We start from the raw sequence: 15,536 nt of genomic DNA, 5'->3' as shown, positions 1-15,536 counted from the left end.
GGCTGAAGATGCGCGCCTGGATCGCCACGCTGTTGCTGGCGGGAGTCGGCATCGGCATGGCGGCCGCGGCTGCGCCCGTGGGCGTGATTTCGGTCGTCGAGCCTGCGCAGTCGAAGTTCGAGTTCTCGCTGCAAACCCGCTGGGGCCAGACGCTGTTGGGCGTGTTTCCCGACAGCGAGGGCGATGTGACGGAGTTGCCCGATGGCCGGCGCCAGGTGCGCCTGAAGCTGTCGACGCGCACCCTCGATATCCTCGACCATCCCCGTTACGGGCGTTTTGCGCGTGGCCCGCGCTTCTTCGACGCCGAACGCTTTCCCGACGTGACCTTCCTTTCCGATCCCTATCCACTCGGTCTGCTGCAGGCCGGCGGCGAATTGCGCGGACGCTTGCGCATGCACGGCATCGAGCGGCGCGAGCGTTTCGTCCTCGCCCCGCAGGGCTGCCACGACCCGGGGCGCGGATGCGACATCGTCGCCAAGGGCGCGGTGCGTCGCAGCGACTACGACCTCGACGGCTGGAACATGGCGATGCGCGATGAAGTGCGCTTCTCGCTGCGTGTCCGGCTTCGCGACATCGGGGCGCAATGACGCCGGCACGTTTGGCTCGACTGCTGGCACTCGTCGGCGCGCTCGCGCTGGCGAGCGGCTGCGCGTCGATGCCCACCGGCAAGGCCGATCGCGCGCAGGGCGTCGCGTTCGATGCGCGGGATCGCGTCGTCGTGTGCCCGCGCCCCGCCGATGCGTGTGCCGCACCGTCCGCGCTGCGCGACCTGGGCGATCGCGCGTTGGCCGAATCCACGCCCGATGCACCGCGCCACTTCGCCCTCCTGCTCGACCGCGGCCCCGATGCGCTGCTCGCGCGCGTGAACCTGATCCGCGCGGCGCGCCACTCGATCGACCTGCAGACCTACATCTTCGACGAGGACGACAGCGGCCGCCTGGTGCTCGACGAATTGATGGCCGCCGCGCGCCGCGGCGTGCGCGTCCGCGTGCTCGTCGACCAACTTTCGGCGTTGAAGAAGGCCTCGACGCTCGCCGCGCTGTCCTCGGCGCACGCGAACTTCGACCTGCGCGTCTACAACCCGATGTTCAACGACTCGCGCCTGAACTACCCGAAGTACCTGCTGGCCTCGATCTGTTGCTGGGATCGGTTGAACCAGCGCATGCACAGCAAGTTGCTGTTGATCGACGACGCGGTGGGGATCACCGGCGGGCGCAACTACCAGGACGATTACTACGACTGGAGTCCCGAATACGACTTCCGCGACCGCGACGTCCTCGTCGCCGGACCCGTGGCGGGGCAGATGCAGGCGAACTTCGAGACGTTCTGGACCTCGCCGATGAGCGTGCCGGCCGAGCGGCTCGACGACGTCGCCCGCCTGCTCCTGCGCGAAGGCGCGCCCCCGTTGGAGCACGCCGCGTTCGCCGCACCCGAACGGGTGACACAGCTGTCGAACGATGCCGCGGATATCACGCGCATCGGGACGCTGGCCGGCGCGGCGATGCCCGTCGCGCAGGTCCACTTCATCGCCGACGTGCCGGAGAAACACCGGGGCGAAAACGACACCGCCGAAAATGCGGGGCAGCGCCTGCGCGACATCGTCGAATCGGCGAACTCCGAAGTGCTGCTGCAAACCCCCTACCTGGTGCTGTCGAAGGAAGCGCAGCAGATGTTCCGCGGCATGCATGCGCGTGCGTCGGCGCCGCGCGTGACGATTTCGACCAACAGCCTGGCGTCCACCGACGCGTTCATCGTCTACGCCCTGTCCTACAAGTACAAACGCCGCTACCTGCGCGAGTTCGGTTTCCACATCCACGAGTTCAAGCCGTTCCCGGGCTCCTCGCCCATCGACCTGCAGGCGATCGCCGCCGGTGCCGAGGAAGAAGCCAAGCGCGCAGAGCTGCTGGCCGGCGCCGAAGAAGAGGAACGGCGGAAGAAACAACCGCCGCAACAGCAGGGCGAAGGCGTGGCGACGCGCTATTTCGGCAGCGGCGGCGGTGGTGCGAACGGGCCCGTGCCGCTGCAGCGCGCCGGCGTGCGCATCGGCTTGCATGCGAAATCGATCGTGGTCGACGAGCGGATCGCCGTGGTCGGCACGCACAACTTCGACCCGCGCGGCGATACCTACAACACCGAGAGCATGGTGGTGATCGAGGATCCGGCGTTCGCGCATGCGCTGGCGGCGAGCATCCGAGGCGACATGCAGCCGGAGAACGCCTGGGTCATCGCACCGCGCGACAAATCGCCGGTGCTCCCCGGCATCGATTACTCGCTGGACAAGGTGTCCGAGGAACTGCCGATCTTCGACCTGTGGCCCTGGCGCTACGCGACGAGCTACGACTTCGTGCCGGGCCCCGAATGCCCCGCACCCTTGGCGCGCGACGATCCGGATTTCCGCCGTTGCTATACGCCCGTCGGCGATTTCCCCGAAGTCAGCCTCGGCCTGAAGGGCTTGTCGACCCGCATCTTCACGGCCTTCGGCGCGGGCTTGGCACCGATCTTGTAGGCATCGGCGGACAAGCGCCGAGCAAGGCCGATTGTTCCGGTCCGGGGCAGGACTCTGCTAGGCTGCCCGCCTTCACCCCCCATCGTTACGGACTGGATTGCCGCCATGTCGATTTCGCTGAACTTCGAACTCAACGACCGCGACCTCGAACATTTCCAGAAGGCGATGGCGCAGGCGAAGGAAGCCGCCAAGGACCGCACGGCCGACGACATCATCGCCTGCTCGGGCACCCTGCTCGCCGACGCGGCGAAGGTCCACATCCCCGACTTCATCAAGGAACGCCTGCTGCGCCTGGACGACATGATCGCCATGGTGCGCGACGAAGGCTGGCACCTGCCGGAAGAAGACCGCGACCGCGTGCTCTCGGCGCTGGTCTACTTCTGCGATCCGAAGGACATCATCCCGGACAACGTCGAAGTGCTGGGCTTCCTCGACGATGCGGTGATGATCGAGTTGTGCGTGCGCGAGCTGAAACACGAGCTCGAGGCCTACGACGATTTCTGCGATTACCGCGAGCACGAAGCCAAGCGCCGCGGCCTGGAGCCGGCCCAGCTCGGCCGCACCGACTGGCTGGAATCGCGCCGCGACGAACTGGTCGACCGCATGCACGTGCGCCGCGACCGCGAATTCGGCACCGGCTACGGCAGCAGCAGCGGCTACGCGTCCACGCGCCAGCCCTACACGCGCGGCTGGCGTCCGGGCGTCTTCAAGTTCGGCTGATCGTCGCGCCCGCATGGCCGATCCAGCGCCGTCGCGGGATTCGATCTTCCGTCCGGGCGACCACCTGGCCGCCCTGAATGCGATGTCCCGCGGCACCGCGATGGAGCCGCTCGGGATCGTCTTCACCGAAATCGGTCCCGACTTCCTGCGCGCCACCATGCCGGTGGACGCGCGGACGAAGCAGCCCTATGGCCTGCTGCACGGTGGTGCGTCGGTGTTGCTCGCCGAAACCCTCGGCAGCTCGGCCGGCATGCTCAGCGTGCGCGAAGGCGAGGGCTGCGTCGGCATCGAGATCAACGCCAACCATCTGCGCGGCGTGCGCGATGGCCTGGTCACGGGGACCGCGCGTCCGCTGCACGTCGGTCGCCAGACGCAGGTGTGGGAAATCCGCATCGAAGACGATCGCGGCAAGTTGGTCTGCATCTCGCGCCTGACCCTCGCCGTGATCCCGCTACCCGGGGCGAACCCTCTGCAGTGAACGCTTCGCACACCCTGCGCTTCGCGCTGCGCACCCCCCTGTTGCTGTGGCACGTGCTGGTGGACCTGCCGCTGACGATGCTGTTGATCGCAACGCCCCTGCGAAAGATCCAGGTGCGTGGCGAGCCGCTGGACCATCGCCTGATCCGCCTGTGGCAGGGCGGGCTGATGCGCGTCTTCGGTTTCCGGCTCGAACGCCGCGGCGTGCCCTTGCCGGGTGCGACGCTGTTCGTCGCCAACCACGTCAGCTGGATCGACATCACCGCCTTGCACAGCCAGCGCATGATGGGCTTCGTCGCCAAGCGCGAGATCAGCCGCTGGCCCGTGGTGGGATTCCTCGCCACGCGCGGCGAAACGATCTACCACGAGCGCGGCAACAGCGAATCGATGGGCGGCGTGTTGCACGAAATGCTCGCGCGCCTGCGCGCGGGCCGTTCGGTCGGCGTCTTCCCCGAAGGCCGAACGCGCGATGGCCACGCCATCGGCCCGTTCCATGCGCGCATCTTCCTGGCCGCGGTCGAAGCCGGGGTGCGCGTGCAACCGGTCGCGCTGCGCTACGGGCGCGGCGCGAGTGCGCAACCGGTGGTCGCCTTCGGGCCGGGGGAAAGCTTCGCCGCCAACTTCCTGCGCCTGCTCGGGGAGCCGGCCCGCGTGGCGGAAATCTGGTTCCTGGATCCGATCGACGCCAGCGATGCCGGCGGCCGCCGCCGCATCGCCGAACTGGCGCGCGAGCGCATCGTGAACGCGATGGAGGCGCCCTGAGCCGGGTGTCCGCCAAGCCTTTATCGGAACCAATAGAGCGCAGCCTCCACACGCATCGCGTTAGCCTCGGCCTCATGCCGCACGCCAGCGACTACGCGCCGCCCGCCATGCTGCGCAGCCCGCACCTCCAATCGGTGCTGGGGTCGAGCGCGTTGCGTCGGCGCCGCGGGCGCCAGGCGCTCGCGGCGATGGGCGCTCTCACCAGCGCCCACATCATCGACGCCGGCGACGGCGTGCGCCTGCAGGGCCTGCATTCGGCCATTCCCGGGCATGCGTCGCGCGGTCTTGCCTTGCTGTTGCATGGCTGGGAAGGCAGTGCGGATTCGAGTTACATGCAGCTCACCGCGGCGCGCCTGCTCGCGCGCGGTTTCGAAATCTTCCGGCTGAACTTCCGCGACCACGGCGACACGCACCACCTCAACGAAGGCCTGTTCCACTCCAACCGCATCGACGAAGTCGTCGCCGCGGCGGCCGAGGTGTCGCGACGCTTCGGCGCGCGCCCGATGGTCATCGCGGGTTATTCGCTCGGCGGCAACTTCGCGCTGCGCGTGGCCTTGCGCGCCGGGGCCGTCGGCATTCCGCTCGCGCATGTCGCGGCCGTGTGCCCCGTGCTGGATCCGGCGAGCACGATGGAAGCGATGGAACATGGCCTGCCGCTGTACATGTGGTACTTCGAGCGCAAGTGGCGCGGTTCGCTCGCGCGCAAACGCAAGCTGTTCCCGCAGCAGCACGACTTCGACGACAAGGTGCTCGGCCTGCGCATGCGTCCGCTGACGCAGTGGATGGTCGAGCGCCACACGCAGTTCGGTTCGCTCGACAATTATTTCGAAGGCTATTCGATCGCAGGCGAGCGCCTCGCGCAGTTGCGCGTGCCCGCGAGCATCCTGATGGCCGCCGACGACCCGGTCATTCCGGTCGCCGCATTCCATGCATTGCATCTGCCGCCGACCGCGACGCTGGAGATCGCCCAACACGGCGGGCATTGCGGCTTCCTGGAAAACTGGCGCGGCGACGGTTTCGCCGAACGCTGGGTGGCCGAACGGCTCGACGGCGCGATCGAACCGGCCATGGCACCATCGGCGGCCATTGCCTGACAGAAGGGAGTCCCTCGACATGCATCTGAGCAGCGAAAGTTTCGCGCACCGCGGCCGTATTCCCGCGGAATTCGCGATGGGCGTGCCCGAAGGTTTCGGTGGCAATCGCAACCCGCATTTGGCGTGGTCGGATGTGCCCGACGGCACGCAGTCCTTCGTGCTGATGTGCATCGACACCGACGCGCCGACCGATCCGGCCACGGTCGGCCGCGACGACATGGACATCCCCGTCGATCAGCCGCGCACCGACTTCGTGCATTGGGTGATGGTCGACATTCCCGCGAACGTGCACGCGATCGCAGCGGGCAGTTGCAGCGACGGCATCACCGCGCACGGCAAGCAAACGCCGCCGGGCCCGCAAGGCGCACGCCAGGGCTTGAACGATTACACCGGCTGGTTCAAAGGCAACGCCGACATGCAGGGCGATTACGCGGGCTACGACGGTCCGTATCCGCCATTCAACGACCTGCGCACGCATCGTTATTTCTTCCGCCTGTTCGCGCTGCGCGTGCCGAAACTCGACCTGCCGGCGAAGTTCACCGCCGCCGATGTCTTCCACGCGCTGCAACCGCATGAGATCACCGAAGCGGCGATCTACGGCACCTATTCGCTGCATTCGAAAGTCGACGCCGGGTGAGCGCACGCATCGCGGTGGTCACCGGCGCGAGCCGCGGCATCGGCGCGGCGATCGCGCAGGCGCTCGCGCAAGCGGGCTGCCACGTCGTCGCAGCGGCGCGTTCGCGCGAGGCGCTGCAGGGCGTTGTCGACGCGCTACCGTTTCCCGGACTCGCGCATGCCTGCGATCTCTCGCAGCCCGAGGCGGCATCGACGCTCGTCGAAGCGGCGATCGCGCGCTTCGGCCGCATCGACATCCTCGTCAACAATGCCGGCGCCACGCCGCGCGGGGATTTCCTCGCGTTCGACGATGCGGCGTGGGCCGACGGCTTCGCGCTGAAGTTCTTCGGCGCCGTGCGCCTGTGCCGCGCGGCGTGGCCGCACCTGGTCGAAGCCAACGGCTGCATCGTGAACATCGCCAGCATCGGCGGACGCACGGGCAACGCCGAATTCACCATCGGCGGCAGCGTCAACGCGGCCTTGCTCAATCTCACCAAGGCGCTGGCCGACCGCGGCGTGCGCGACGGCGTGCGGGTCAACGCGGTCAACCCGAGCAGCATCGCCACCGAGCGCACTCAGGTGCGGATCGAGCGCCTGGCCGCCGAACGCGGGATTGCGGCGGAATCAGCGTCGCAGGAACTCGCGCGCGAATTGCGCGTCGCGCGCTTCGGCACGCCGAAGGAAATCGCGGCGGTCGTTGCGTTCCTGGCCTCCGATGCCGCGAGTTACATGCAGGGCGCGATCGTCGACGTCGACGGCGGGCAGACGCGCACCCTCTGATCGATCAGGGCGAAGGCACCAGCAGCAACAGGGCGGCGCCGAGGATCACGCGATACACCGCGAACACCGTGAACCGGTGGCTCTGGATGTAGCGCAGCAACCACTTCACCGCCGCGAATGCCGTCAATGCGGACGCGACGAACGCCACCGCGAGCGAGCCCCAGTCTTCGCCGGCCAGGCCGCCTTCGCGCGCGACGTGGAGCAATTCGTAGCCCGTCGCGGCGAACATCGTCGGAATGCCGACGAGGAAGGCGAACTCGGTCGCCGCCTTCCGGTTCGTCGTGCCGAACAGCAACGCAACGAAAATCGTGGCGGCCGAACGCGAGGTCCCCGGGAAAACGCCGGCCACGACCTGCGCGACGCCGACGAGGATCGCGACGGTCCACGTGATCGTCGCGCGCTCGCCCAGCGCTTGCGCGCGCTTGGCCGCCAGTTGTTCGGCGAGCACCATCCAGGCCGCACCGATCACGAGCGCCCATGCGACAGGCGCGACGTCTTCCGGCAATTCGAAGCCGAGCTTCTTGACGATCAGGCCGAGCACAGCCGTGACGAGGAACGCCGCCGCCAGCTTGATCGCGTAATCCCGCGGCGGTTGGCCGTGCACGGGCTGCGCTTTTGCCGGATGCAGGAAGCTGTCGGCCAGTTGCCACAGGCGCTCGCGATAGATCAGCACGACCGCCAGGATCGCGCCGGCCTGGATCGCGATGTTGAACAGATCGCTGCGGTGTCCCAGCCAGCGCTCGGCGATGAGCAGGTGGCCGGTGGAGGAAATCGGGAGGAACTCGGTGATGCCTTCGATGATGCCGAGCAGCAGCGCGGCGAGGAAGTCGGTCATGGGGAAGGCGTCGTCGGGTCGGCGAGGGTGGGAGCGCGCATCGTAGGGCATCGCGCGTGGGGCGCGGCGTCACGGCCGGTTTCGCGCGGTCTTGGTGCAAGCCGGCTACAAGGCTGCACCAATCGAGGGCGTGCAAAGATGTGCGGAGCGGACAAAGCGTTTTGATTCAGTCGGTTACGATACGGCCAAGCTTGGCACGCACCTTGCTCTACCTAGAGGGTCCCGGCAAGCGCCGACCCACCTCCCGTCCCCAGGAAACCGCCATGTCCCTCGAACACGTCGAAAAGCTCATCAAGGACCACAAGGTCGAATTCGTCGACCTGCGCTTCTGCGACATGCGCGGTGTGCAGCACCACGTGACCTTCCCGAAGTCGATCGTCGATGCCTCGCTGTTCGAGGACGGCAAGATGTTCGACGGCTCGTCGATCTCCGGCTGGAAGGGCATCAACGAATCGGACATGGTCCTGCTGCCCGATTCCACCACCGCGTTCCTCGATCCGTTCACCGCCGACCCGACGCTCGTGCTGACGTGCGACATCCTCGACCCGGCCACGATGCAGGCCTACGGCCGTGACCCGCGCGGCGTCGCCAAGCGCGCCGAAGCGTTCCTCAAGTCCAGCGGCATCGCCGACCAGGCCTTCTTCGGTCCGGAACCCGAGTTCTTCATCTTCGACAGCGTCCGTTTCGCCAACGACATGGGCCACACCTTCTTCCATGTCGACTCGGAAGAAGCTGCGTGGAACTCGGGCCGCGAATACGAAGGCGGCAACACCGGCTACCGTCCGATGGTGAAGGGCGGCTACTTCCCCGTCGCGCCGCTCGATTCGCTGCACGACCTGCGCGCCGAAATGTGCAAGACGCTGGAACAGGTCGGCATGGAAGTGGAAGTGCACCACCACGAAGTGGCGAATGCGGGCCAGTGCGAAATCGGCACCAAGTTCAACTCGCTGGTGAAGAAGGCCGACGAACTGCTGACGATGAAGTACGTCATCAAGAACGTCGCCCACCGCAACGGCAAGACCGTCACCTTCATGCCCAAGCCGCTGGTCGGCGACAACGGCAGCGGCATGCACGTGCACCAGTCGCTCGCCAAGGGCGGCGTGAACCTGTTCTCGGGCGATGGTTACGGCGGCCTGTCGCAGATGGCGCTGTGGTACATCGGCGGCATCTTCAAGCACGCGCGCGCGATCAACGCGTTCGCCAACTCGACGACCAACTCCTACAAGCGCCTGGTGCCGGGTTACGAAGCGCCGGTGATGCTCGCCTATTCGGCGCGCAATCGTTCGGCTTCGTGCCGCATCCCGTACGTGGCCAACCCGAAGGCGCGCCGCATCGAGATCCGTTTCCCCGATCCGATGAACTCCGGTTACCTGATCTTCGCCGCGCTGATGATGGCCGGCCTGGACGGCATCAAGAACCAGATCGACCCGGGCGCGCCGAGCGACAAGGACCTGTACGACCTGCCGCCGGAAGAAGAGAAGAACATCCCCACCGTGTGCCACTCGCTGGACCAGGCGCTGGAAGCGCTCGACAAGGACCGCGAGTTCCTCAAGGCCGGCGGCGTGTTCACCGACGACTTCATCGACGGCTACATCGCGCTGAAGATGCAGGAAGTCACGCGCTTCCGCGCGGCGACGCATCCGCTCGAGTACCAGATGTACTACACGCTGTAATTCGCTGTGCTCCCTCCCCTGCATGCGCAGGGGAGGGCCGGGGTGGGGTCGCTTCGGGAGAGACGCATGGTCGACAAAGGCGACGTCGCGTGGATGTGCTTCTCCACCGTGCTCGTGATGCTGATGATCGTCCCCGGCCTCGCGCTGTTCTACGGCGGCCTGGTCCGCGCGAAGAACATTCTCTCGGTGCTGATGCAGGTCCTCGTCGTCGCCTCGCTCGCACTCGTGTTGTGGGTGGCGTACGGCTACTCGCTCGCCTTCGATGGCGGCAATGCGTGGATCGGCGGATTCGGCAAGGCGATGCTCGCGGGCGTCGGGCCTTCGTCGACCGTCGCGACGTTCACGCAGGGCGTGGTCATTCCCGAACTGGCGTACGTTGCCTTCCAGGGCGCATTCGCGGCGATCAGCTGCGCGCTGGTGGTCGGTGCGATCGCCGAACGCGCGAAATTCGCGGCTGTGCTGTTGTTCGCGGCGCTGTGGTTCACCTTCGCCTACCTGCCGCTCGCGCACATGGTGTGGGCCGGCAACGGATTCCTTTTCAAGTTGGGCGCGCTCGATTTCGCGGGCGGCACCGTCGTGCACATCAACGCGGGCGTGGCGGGACTGGTCGGCGCGTACATGCTCGGGCCGCGCATCGGTTTCGGTCGCGAGCGTTTGTCGCCGCACAACCTGCCGCTGACCTATGTCGGCGCGTCCTTGTTGTGGGTCGGCTGGTTCGGCTTCAACGCGGGCTCTGCACTCGAAGCCAATGGCGTCGCCGCGCTCGCTTTCGCCAACACCTTGCTCGCGGCCGCCGCCGCGGTGCTGACGTGGAGCGCGATCGAAGCGTTGTTGCGCTCGCGCGCGTCGATGTTGGGCGCGGCATCCGGTGCCGTCGCCGGACTCGTGGCGATCACGCCGGCGTGCGGCTCGGTCGGCGTGGGCGGGGCGATGGTGATCGGTGCGTGCGGCGGCGCCGCGGGATTCTGGGGCGTCAACGCGCTCAAGCGTCATTTGCGCGCCGATGATTCGCTCGACGTCTTCGGCATCCACGGTGTGTGCGGGATCGTCGGCGCAGTGCTGACGGGTGTCTTCACCGCCCCCTCTCTCGGCGGCATGGGCGCGGCGGACTTCGACATCGCGCACCAGGTGGCCGTGCAATCGGCGGGCGTGGGGATCACGCTCGCATGGTCGGGCCTGGTCGCCTTCCTTGCGTTCCAGCTCGCCAAACATCTGCGCGGCCTGCGCGTGGACCACGACAGCGAGCGCGAAGGCCTCGACATCAGCGCCCACGGCGAATCGGCGTACGAAATCTGATCGCGCGTCGCATCCACGCAGAGCCGCTTCGGCTCGGATAACCCTGCACGCCTGAGGACCATCGCGGCATCCCGAACCGGATGCCGTGCATGGCGCGTTTACTTGCGTTGTTCCTGCTGCTCATCGCCGCGTGGCCGGCCGATGCGCGATTCGTTTCCGTCGATCCGGTGCAAGCGCAGGCCGACAGCGGCGCGGGCTTCAACCGCTACGCCTACGCGAACGACAACCCGTATCGCTTCCGCGACCCCGATGGGCGTTGGGCCGAGGACTTGTTCATCGGCGTGCCGAGCGTGGCGTTCGGCGCGAAGAGTCTTTACGACAACGTGCGCGGCGGGAATTTCGGCGCCGCGGTCGTCGATGGGCTCGGCATCGGCGCGGATGTCGCGGCGATTCTCACGCCGGGGGTTCCGGGTGGGGTGGGGCTTGGGGTCCAGGCGAGTCGGGCGGCTGCGCGATTGCCGGATGAAGCACTTGTCGTTCGGGGAGGCAACGCGAATCCTCCTCTAGGCGGCAATAGCCCGGGAGGGATCGCCAAGGGCACCGGATTGCATGAAGGCGCCGGAGTCGTCGGATTCTCCGTCGAAAGCGCTGCAGGCAAAACCGTGTGCGAACTTTGCGCGCCGATTCGAAACAACCAGGTGGGTGTCACGAACGTGGGCTCGATCAGGGCGGCCGGCGGCGATGTGATAATTACGCCAGGGCAATCTCCAAACCACGCGACGGTCACGGGGCTGGCTCCCGAGACCGCGTCGCAGCTGATGGAAATCCAGAGGAACTCGGCGAAGAACCCATGATCCCGCCACGCATCTACGTCGACTTCAACAGCCTCGATATCGACGGGTTCCGGTTCAACGCCTACGGCACCGTGCGGGACATCGCCGCACTTGGACTGGTCCTCGAAGAAGGCATGATCCTGCGGGTGAGTGACGGCGATCTGCGCGGCACGATCGTCGTGCGCGCCACGAGCGACGCAGACCTCTGGCGAGGGGAGCTGATCGATGGACCCCATGACGTACAGCGCCCATTCGCGCCGAATGCATTCGTCGTCGATGACGCCGGCGGGCTGATCGTCGGCTTGTCCTCCGGACTGATGTGGCATCCCGATCCGTGCCTTTTCGCACTGCTAGCAACCGAAACGACCGGCCGGCGAAACCTGTATGCCGCCACGCGCGTCGAGCGCAGGGCCTACAAACGGTTGGAGCGCGCGTCTCGAAGGCGTGCACTTGGCGACATGGCGGCCAGGAGTGAAATTGCGGAACTCCGAAGGAATCTCGCGCGGCCTACGACGATGCTCGCGTTCACGACCCGGCTGGAAGGATTCCCGGTGAGATATGCCGCCGCAGGTCCTTTCGCCGAGCGCGTGCACGAAGTGCTCGAACGCGGCACACCAGATGAGATCGACGCTTGGTTCGACATCCCGACCCGCAGGTGGATCGATTGGTACACAGTGCCCACGCGCGGTTGGGAATCCCAAAAATCCTGGGTCTCAACTCCGTAACCGCACCGGCGGCGTCCCCGCGCTCTTCCCTTCCACGAACATCCCCACGCGCTCGCCCACGCGACGGAACAACAGATCCACGCGCTCCCCACCGAGTGCGACTTCGTGCAAGCGCACTTCATCGATGCCATCGGGCAACCGCGGTCGATCGACGTGGATCTCGCCACGCTGGCCATCGATCTCCACGCCCAAGCACGCCTGCAACAGCATGAACGGTGCGCCCGCGGCCCAGGCTTGCGGCATGCACGCGACGGGGTAGGCGATCGGTGGTGCGCCCTGCACGCGGTGGAAGCCGCAGAACAATTCGGGCAGGCGCATGTCGAAGTGGACTGCGGCTTCGAAGGCGCTGCGCAGCAGTTGCACGGCCGCGTCGCGATGGCCGTAGCGCGCGATGCCCGCCGCGCACAGTGCGGTGTCGTGCGGCCAGATCGAACCGTTGTGGTAGCTCATCGGGTTGTAGCGGGCCTGGCCCGAGGCGAGGGTGCGCAAGCCCCAACCGGTATGGAAATCGTGTTCCATCAGGCGTTGCGCCACCGACGCCGCGCGCGCGGCAGTCGGCAGTCCGCAATACAACAGATGTCCCGGGTTGCTCGAACGCACGGCGCACAACGCGCTCTCGCCATCCACGGCGATGCCGTAGAAGCCCTGCTCATCCATCCAGAACTTCGATTCGACCGCGGCTTGCATGCGCGCCGCACGTCCAGCCCACACTTGCATGCCGGTCTCGTCGCGTCGCAATTCCGCAAGCTCCGCCATCGCGCGGAACGCCGCGTACGCATACCCCTGCACTTCAACGAGTGCGATCGGGCCTTTCGGAAAACGCCCGTCCGCATGGAACACCGAGTCTTCGCTGTCCTTCCAACCCTGGTTCGAAAGGCCCGTGGATTGTCCGCGCGCATAGTCCAGGAAGCCGTCGGGGTTGGCATCGCACACGCGCTCGATCCAGCCGGTCGCCGCCAGCAAGGCCGGCCACAAGGTATCGATGAATCCCGCATCGCCCGTGCGTCGCGCATACGCGCCGGCGAGCATCACGAACAGCGGCGTCGTATCCACGCCACCGTAGTAGCGGCCGAAGGGCAGTTCGCGCAGCGCCGACATCTCGCCGCGCCGCGTCTCGTGCATGATCTTGCCGGGCGCCGAATCGAGGAACGAGGACTCCTCCTGCGCCTGGTGCGCCGCGAGGAAGCCGAGCACGCCGCGCGCGATGCCCGGGTCGAGCCACAGCGTCTGCAACGCGGTGATCACCGCATCGCGGCCGAAGGGCGTGGAGAACCACGGAATGCCCGCATACGGATAAGGACCGGTTTCCAGTTCGCTCGTCAGCAACGCCAGGTCGGCGCGCGAGCGCTGCATCCACGCGTCGAACAAGGGCCCGCTGCTGCGCACGTGCGCGCCACGGCGGCCGCGCTTGCGCATGCGCTTGCGCGCCTTCGCCGCGGCATCGCGATGGCGTTCGCGCGAGGGCAGGGGGCCGCCCGGTTCGCTGCCCACTTCGACGAACAGCGATTGCTCGACGCCGGGCACCAGCTGCAGCAGGAATTCGAAGGTCGAGCCGTTGACGGTCGTCGCCGGCTGCGAGAACGCGACCGCGGACTTGCGCAGCACCTTGTCGAGCCCTTCGTAGCTGAACACCACGCCGCGCGGGCCGAGCGACGCTTCCATGTCCAACAACTTGCCGCGCGCAGCCCGCACCTGGCCGCGCACTTCGAACATGTCGCGGAAATCCGCGGCCACCTCGATGCGCAGCGGCGCCACGAACGCGTTCGTGCCGTAATTCATCAGCGTGATGCGTTCGAACAAGCGTTCCTCGTACAGGAACCGCGCGCGCAACAGATGGATCAGCCCGTGCGCCGCCGCGGCTGTCTCACCCAGCGGCGGCAACTGGCGATTGGTCATGTGCGAGAGGAAGAAGACGTTGTCCGCCGTGACCGCGGCGCTCAGCAACGCAGGCTGCGTATCGCCAAGGCGCAGGCGGAACATCGACAGCAACCGCGTGTCGTCGCGGAACAGGCCGGTGCTGCCTTCCTCGACGTCGCCGTAGCCGTTGGCGACGAGGAAGCTGTCGCCGTCCTTCAGCACATGCGTCGAATACAGTGCGGCGGTCGCCGCCGGATCCATGGGCGGTCAGGCCAGTCGCAAGCCGAGGTCCTGCGACCGGCCGCGTGCGAGTTGCGTGTAGAGGCGCACGTAGCGCTCCGCCATGACTTCCGAAGTGAAGCGACGCTCGAACACCGCGCGCACCGCGGCGCGGTCGTAGCCCATCACCTCGCGCGTCGCGGCCACGGCGTCGTCCTCGTTGTCGACGATGCGACCAGACTGCCCTTCATCGATCACTTCCGGCACCGAGCCGCAGCGCCACGCGACGACCGGCGTGCCGCAGGCCATCGCTTCGATCATCACGATGCCGAAGGGTTCGGGCCAGTCGATCGGGAACAACAGCGCCGCCGCATTGCCGAGGAATTCCGGCTTCTGCGCATCGCCGATCTCGCCGACGAAGGTGACATCCGACGCACCATGCAACAGCGGCAAGATCTCGCGCTCGTAGTAGGCCTTGTCGGCGCCGTCCACCTTCGCCGCGATCTTCAGCGGCATGCCGAGGCGCCGCGCGATGGCGATCGCACGATCCACGCGCTTCTCCGGCGAAATGCGGCCGAGGAAGGCGAGATAGTCGCCGCGCGGGTTCGCATTGAACGGCAGCAAGGTCGACGGCAAGCCGTGATGTACGGTGTCGATCCAGCTCGCATTGCGCAGCGGACGGCGCTGGTCGTTGGAAATCGACGCGAGCGGAAACTGCGGCCAGCGCCGATAGACCACCGGCAAATCCTTCAGATCCAGGCGGCCATGCAGCGTGGTGAGCGTCTGCCCCGCGCAATCCTCGAAGAACGGGAAATGGATCATGTCGACGTGGAAATGCAGGACGTCGAACTCATCCATGCGATTCCGCACTTCCTGCAGCATGCCCATGTGCGCGGCGAGGTCGGACTTGTGCTCGGCCGGATCCAGGCGGATCGCCTGGTCGCGCACCGAAACCAACTTCGCGCGGGTCTGTGCTTCGGCCGAAGCGAACAGCGTGACATCGTGGCCGGCGTCTACCAGTGCATCGGTGAGCCAGGCCACCACCCGTTCCGTGCCGCCGTAGAGCTTGGGCGGAACCGCTTCATAGAGCGGGGCGATCTGCGCAATCTTCAATTCGTCTTCCCAGGAGCCGCAATGGTGTGGCGGCCGTTGGGCTACGGTAGCGATGCGTCCGTAAACGAGGCGTGCGTGCAAACGGTTTCGC

The 15,536-nt window shown here is 66.9% G+C and carries 15 protein-coding genes; 12 read left to right on the top strand and 3 right to left on the bottom strand.

The window, feature by feature from the left end:
- Window positions 1–8 precede the first annotated feature (8 nt).
- The 8 genes from AC1DOM_RS00370 (at window position 9) to AC1DOM_RS00335 (ending at window position 6,954) form a co-directional block, all read left to right on the top strand.
- Window positions 9–587, top strand: coding sequence for a YceI family protein (locus tag AC1DOM_RS00370; RefSeq protein WP_498959250.1), 579 nt, complete (start codon window positions 9–11; stop codon window positions 585–587).
- Entirely contained in the window at window positions 584–2,506 is a 1,923-nt protein-coding gene (locus AC1DOM_RS00365) for a phospholipase D family protein (protein ID WP_498959249.1), read from the top strand. Before AC1DOM_RS00370 ends, AC1DOM_RS00365 begins: the two co-directional genes overlap by 4 nt.
- Window positions 2,507–2,611: 105 nt before the next feature.
- Complete coding sequence (locus tag AC1DOM_RS00360; RefSeq protein WP_498959248.1) at window positions 2,612–3,226, top strand: YkvA family protein; 615 nt, start codon at window positions 2,612–2,614, stop codon at window positions 3,224–3,226.
- Between the two features lie 13 nt (window positions 3,227–3,239).
- Window positions 3,240–3,704, top strand: a complete 465-nt coding sequence (locus AC1DOM_RS00355; protein WP_498959247.1) for a hotdog fold thioesterase — start codon at window positions 3,240–3,242, stop codon at window positions 3,702–3,704.
- Window positions 3,605–4,465 carry a lysophospholipid acyltransferase family protein gene (locus AC1DOM_RS00350; RefSeq protein WP_498959246.1) on the top strand — a complete coding sequence of 287 codons (861 nt, stop codon included), beginning with the start codon at window positions 3,605–3,607 and terminating at the stop codon, window positions 4,463–4,465. Before AC1DOM_RS00355 ends, AC1DOM_RS00350 begins: the two co-directional genes overlap by 100 nt.
- Before the next feature lie 74 nt (window positions 4,466–4,539).
- Window positions 4,540–5,559: a YheT family hydrolase gene (locus tag AC1DOM_RS00345; RefSeq protein ID WP_498959245.1), complete on the top strand. Its 1,020-nt coding sequence runs from the start codon at window positions 4,540–4,542 to the stop codon at window positions 5,557–5,559.
- A 19-nt stretch (window positions 5,560–5,578) separates the two neighbouring features.
- Window positions 5,579–6,196: a YbhB/YbcL family Raf kinase inhibitor-like protein gene (locus tag AC1DOM_RS00340; protein ID WP_498959244.1), complete on the top strand. Its 618-nt coding sequence runs from the start codon at window positions 5,579–5,581 to the stop codon at window positions 6,194–6,196.
- Window positions 6,193–6,954 (top strand): SDR family oxidoreductase, encoded by a 762-nt coding sequence (locus AC1DOM_RS00335; RefSeq protein WP_498959243.1) that lies wholly within the window; start codon window positions 6,193–6,195, stop codon window positions 6,952–6,954. The genes AC1DOM_RS00340 and AC1DOM_RS00335 overlap by 4 nt, the downstream gene beginning before the upstream one ends.
- Window positions 6,955–6,958: 4 nt before the next feature.
- Here the strand turns inward: AC1DOM_RS00335 and AC1DOM_RS00330 are convergent, their stop codons facing one another.
- On the bottom strand, window positions 6,959–7,789 hold the full coding sequence (locus AC1DOM_RS00330) for an undecaprenyl-diphosphate phosphatase (protein WP_498959242.1): 831 nt from the start codon (window positions 7,787–7,789) through the stop codon (window positions 6,959–6,961).
- A 263-nt stretch (window positions 7,790–8,052) separates the two neighbouring features.
- On the opposite strand from AC1DOM_RS00330, the gene glnA reads away from it, so the two are divergent.
- The 4 genes from glnA to AC1DOM_RS00310 all read left to right on the top strand — a co-directional run bounded on the left by glnA (window position 8,053) and on the right by AC1DOM_RS00310 (window position 12,256).
- Entirely contained in the window at window positions 8,053–9,462 is a 1,410-nt protein-coding gene (glnA, locus tag AC1DOM_RS00325) for a type I glutamate--ammonia ligase (protein WP_498959241.1), read from the top strand.
- Window positions 9,463–9,468: 6 nt separating this feature from the next.
- Entirely contained in the window at window positions 9,469–10,758 is a 1,290-nt protein-coding gene (amt, locus tag AC1DOM_RS00320) for an ammonium transporter (RefSeq protein WP_498959240.1), read from the top strand.
- 107 nt (window positions 10,759–10,865) lie between these two features.
- Window positions 10,866–11,552, top strand: coding sequence for an RHS repeat-associated core domain-containing protein (locus AC1DOM_RS00315; RefSeq protein WP_498959239.1), 687 nt, complete (start codon window positions 10,866–10,868; stop codon window positions 11,550–11,552).
- Window positions 11,549–12,256: a hypothetical protein gene (locus tag AC1DOM_RS00310; RefSeq protein ID WP_498959238.1), complete on the top strand. Its 708-nt coding sequence runs from the start codon at window positions 11,549–11,551 to the stop codon at window positions 12,254–12,256. Before AC1DOM_RS00315 ends, AC1DOM_RS00310 begins: the two co-directional genes overlap by 4 nt.
- Here AC1DOM_RS00310 and AC1DOM_RS00305 read toward each other — a convergent pair.
- Window positions 12,245–14,374, bottom strand: a complete 2,130-nt coding sequence (locus AC1DOM_RS00305) for an amylo-alpha-1,6-glucosidase (protein WP_498959237.1) — start codon at window positions 14,372–14,374, stop codon at window positions 12,245–12,247. The genes AC1DOM_RS00310 and AC1DOM_RS00305 overlap by 12 nt on opposite strands.
- A gap of 6 nt (window positions 14,375–14,380) precedes the next feature.
- The gene (locus AC1DOM_RS00300; protein ID WP_498959236.1) at window positions 14,381–15,445 is read right to left on the bottom strand and encodes a glycosyltransferase family 4 protein; all 1,065 of its coding nucleotides are present in this window, start codon (window positions 15,443–15,445) and stop codon (window positions 14,381–14,383) included.
- Window positions 15,446–15,536: the final 91 nt, after the last annotated feature.

The organism is Lysobacter sp. P5_B12 (assembly GCF_056400425.1).
Note: the sequence above shows the minus strand (reverse complement) of the source record. Positions and strands in the feature narration are given on the sequence as shown.

What these genes read in the sequence shown, in the direction of transcription:
- AC1DOM_RS00340 (WP_498959244.1), top strand. Translation starts at nt 5,579, where the DNA reads ATGCATCTGAGCAGCGAAAGTTTCGCGCACCGCGGCCGTATTCCCGCG.
- AC1DOM_RS00330 (WP_498959242.1), bottom strand. Translation starts at nt 7,789, where the DNA reads ATGACCGACTTCCTCGCCGCGCTGCTGCTCGGCATCATCGAAGGCATC.
- AC1DOM_RS00365 (WP_498959249.1), top strand. Translation starts at nt 584, where the DNA reads ATGACGCCGGCACGTTTGGCTCGACTGCTGGCACTCGTCGGCGCGCTC.
- AC1DOM_RS00310 (WP_498959238.1), top strand. Translation starts at nt 11,549, where the DNA reads ATGATCCCGCCACGCATCTACGTCGACTTCAACAGCCTCGATATCGAC.
- AC1DOM_RS00305 (WP_498959237.1), bottom strand. Translation starts at nt 14,374, where the DNA reads ATGGATCCGGCGGCGACCGCCGCACTGTATTCGACGCATGTGCTGAAG.
- AC1DOM_RS00370 (WP_498959250.1), top strand. Translation starts at nt 9, where the DNA reads ATGCGCGCCTGGATCGCCACGCTGTTGCTGGCGGGAGTCGGCATCGGC.
- glnA (WP_498959241.1), top strand. Translation starts at nt 8,053, where the DNA reads ATGTCCCTCGAACACGTCGAAAAGCTCATCAAGGACCACAAGGTCGAA.
- AC1DOM_RS00345 (WP_498959245.1), top strand. Translation starts at nt 4,540, where the DNA reads ATGCCGCACGCCAGCGACTACGCGCCGCCCGCCATGCTGCGCAGCCCG.
- AC1DOM_RS00355 (WP_498959247.1), top strand. Translation starts at nt 3,240, where the DNA reads ATGGCCGATCCAGCGCCGTCGCGGGATTCGATCTTCCGTCCGGGCGAC.
- AC1DOM_RS00360 (WP_498959248.1), top strand. Translation starts at nt 2,612, where the DNA reads ATGTCGATTTCGCTGAACTTCGAACTCAACGACCGCGACCTCGAACAT.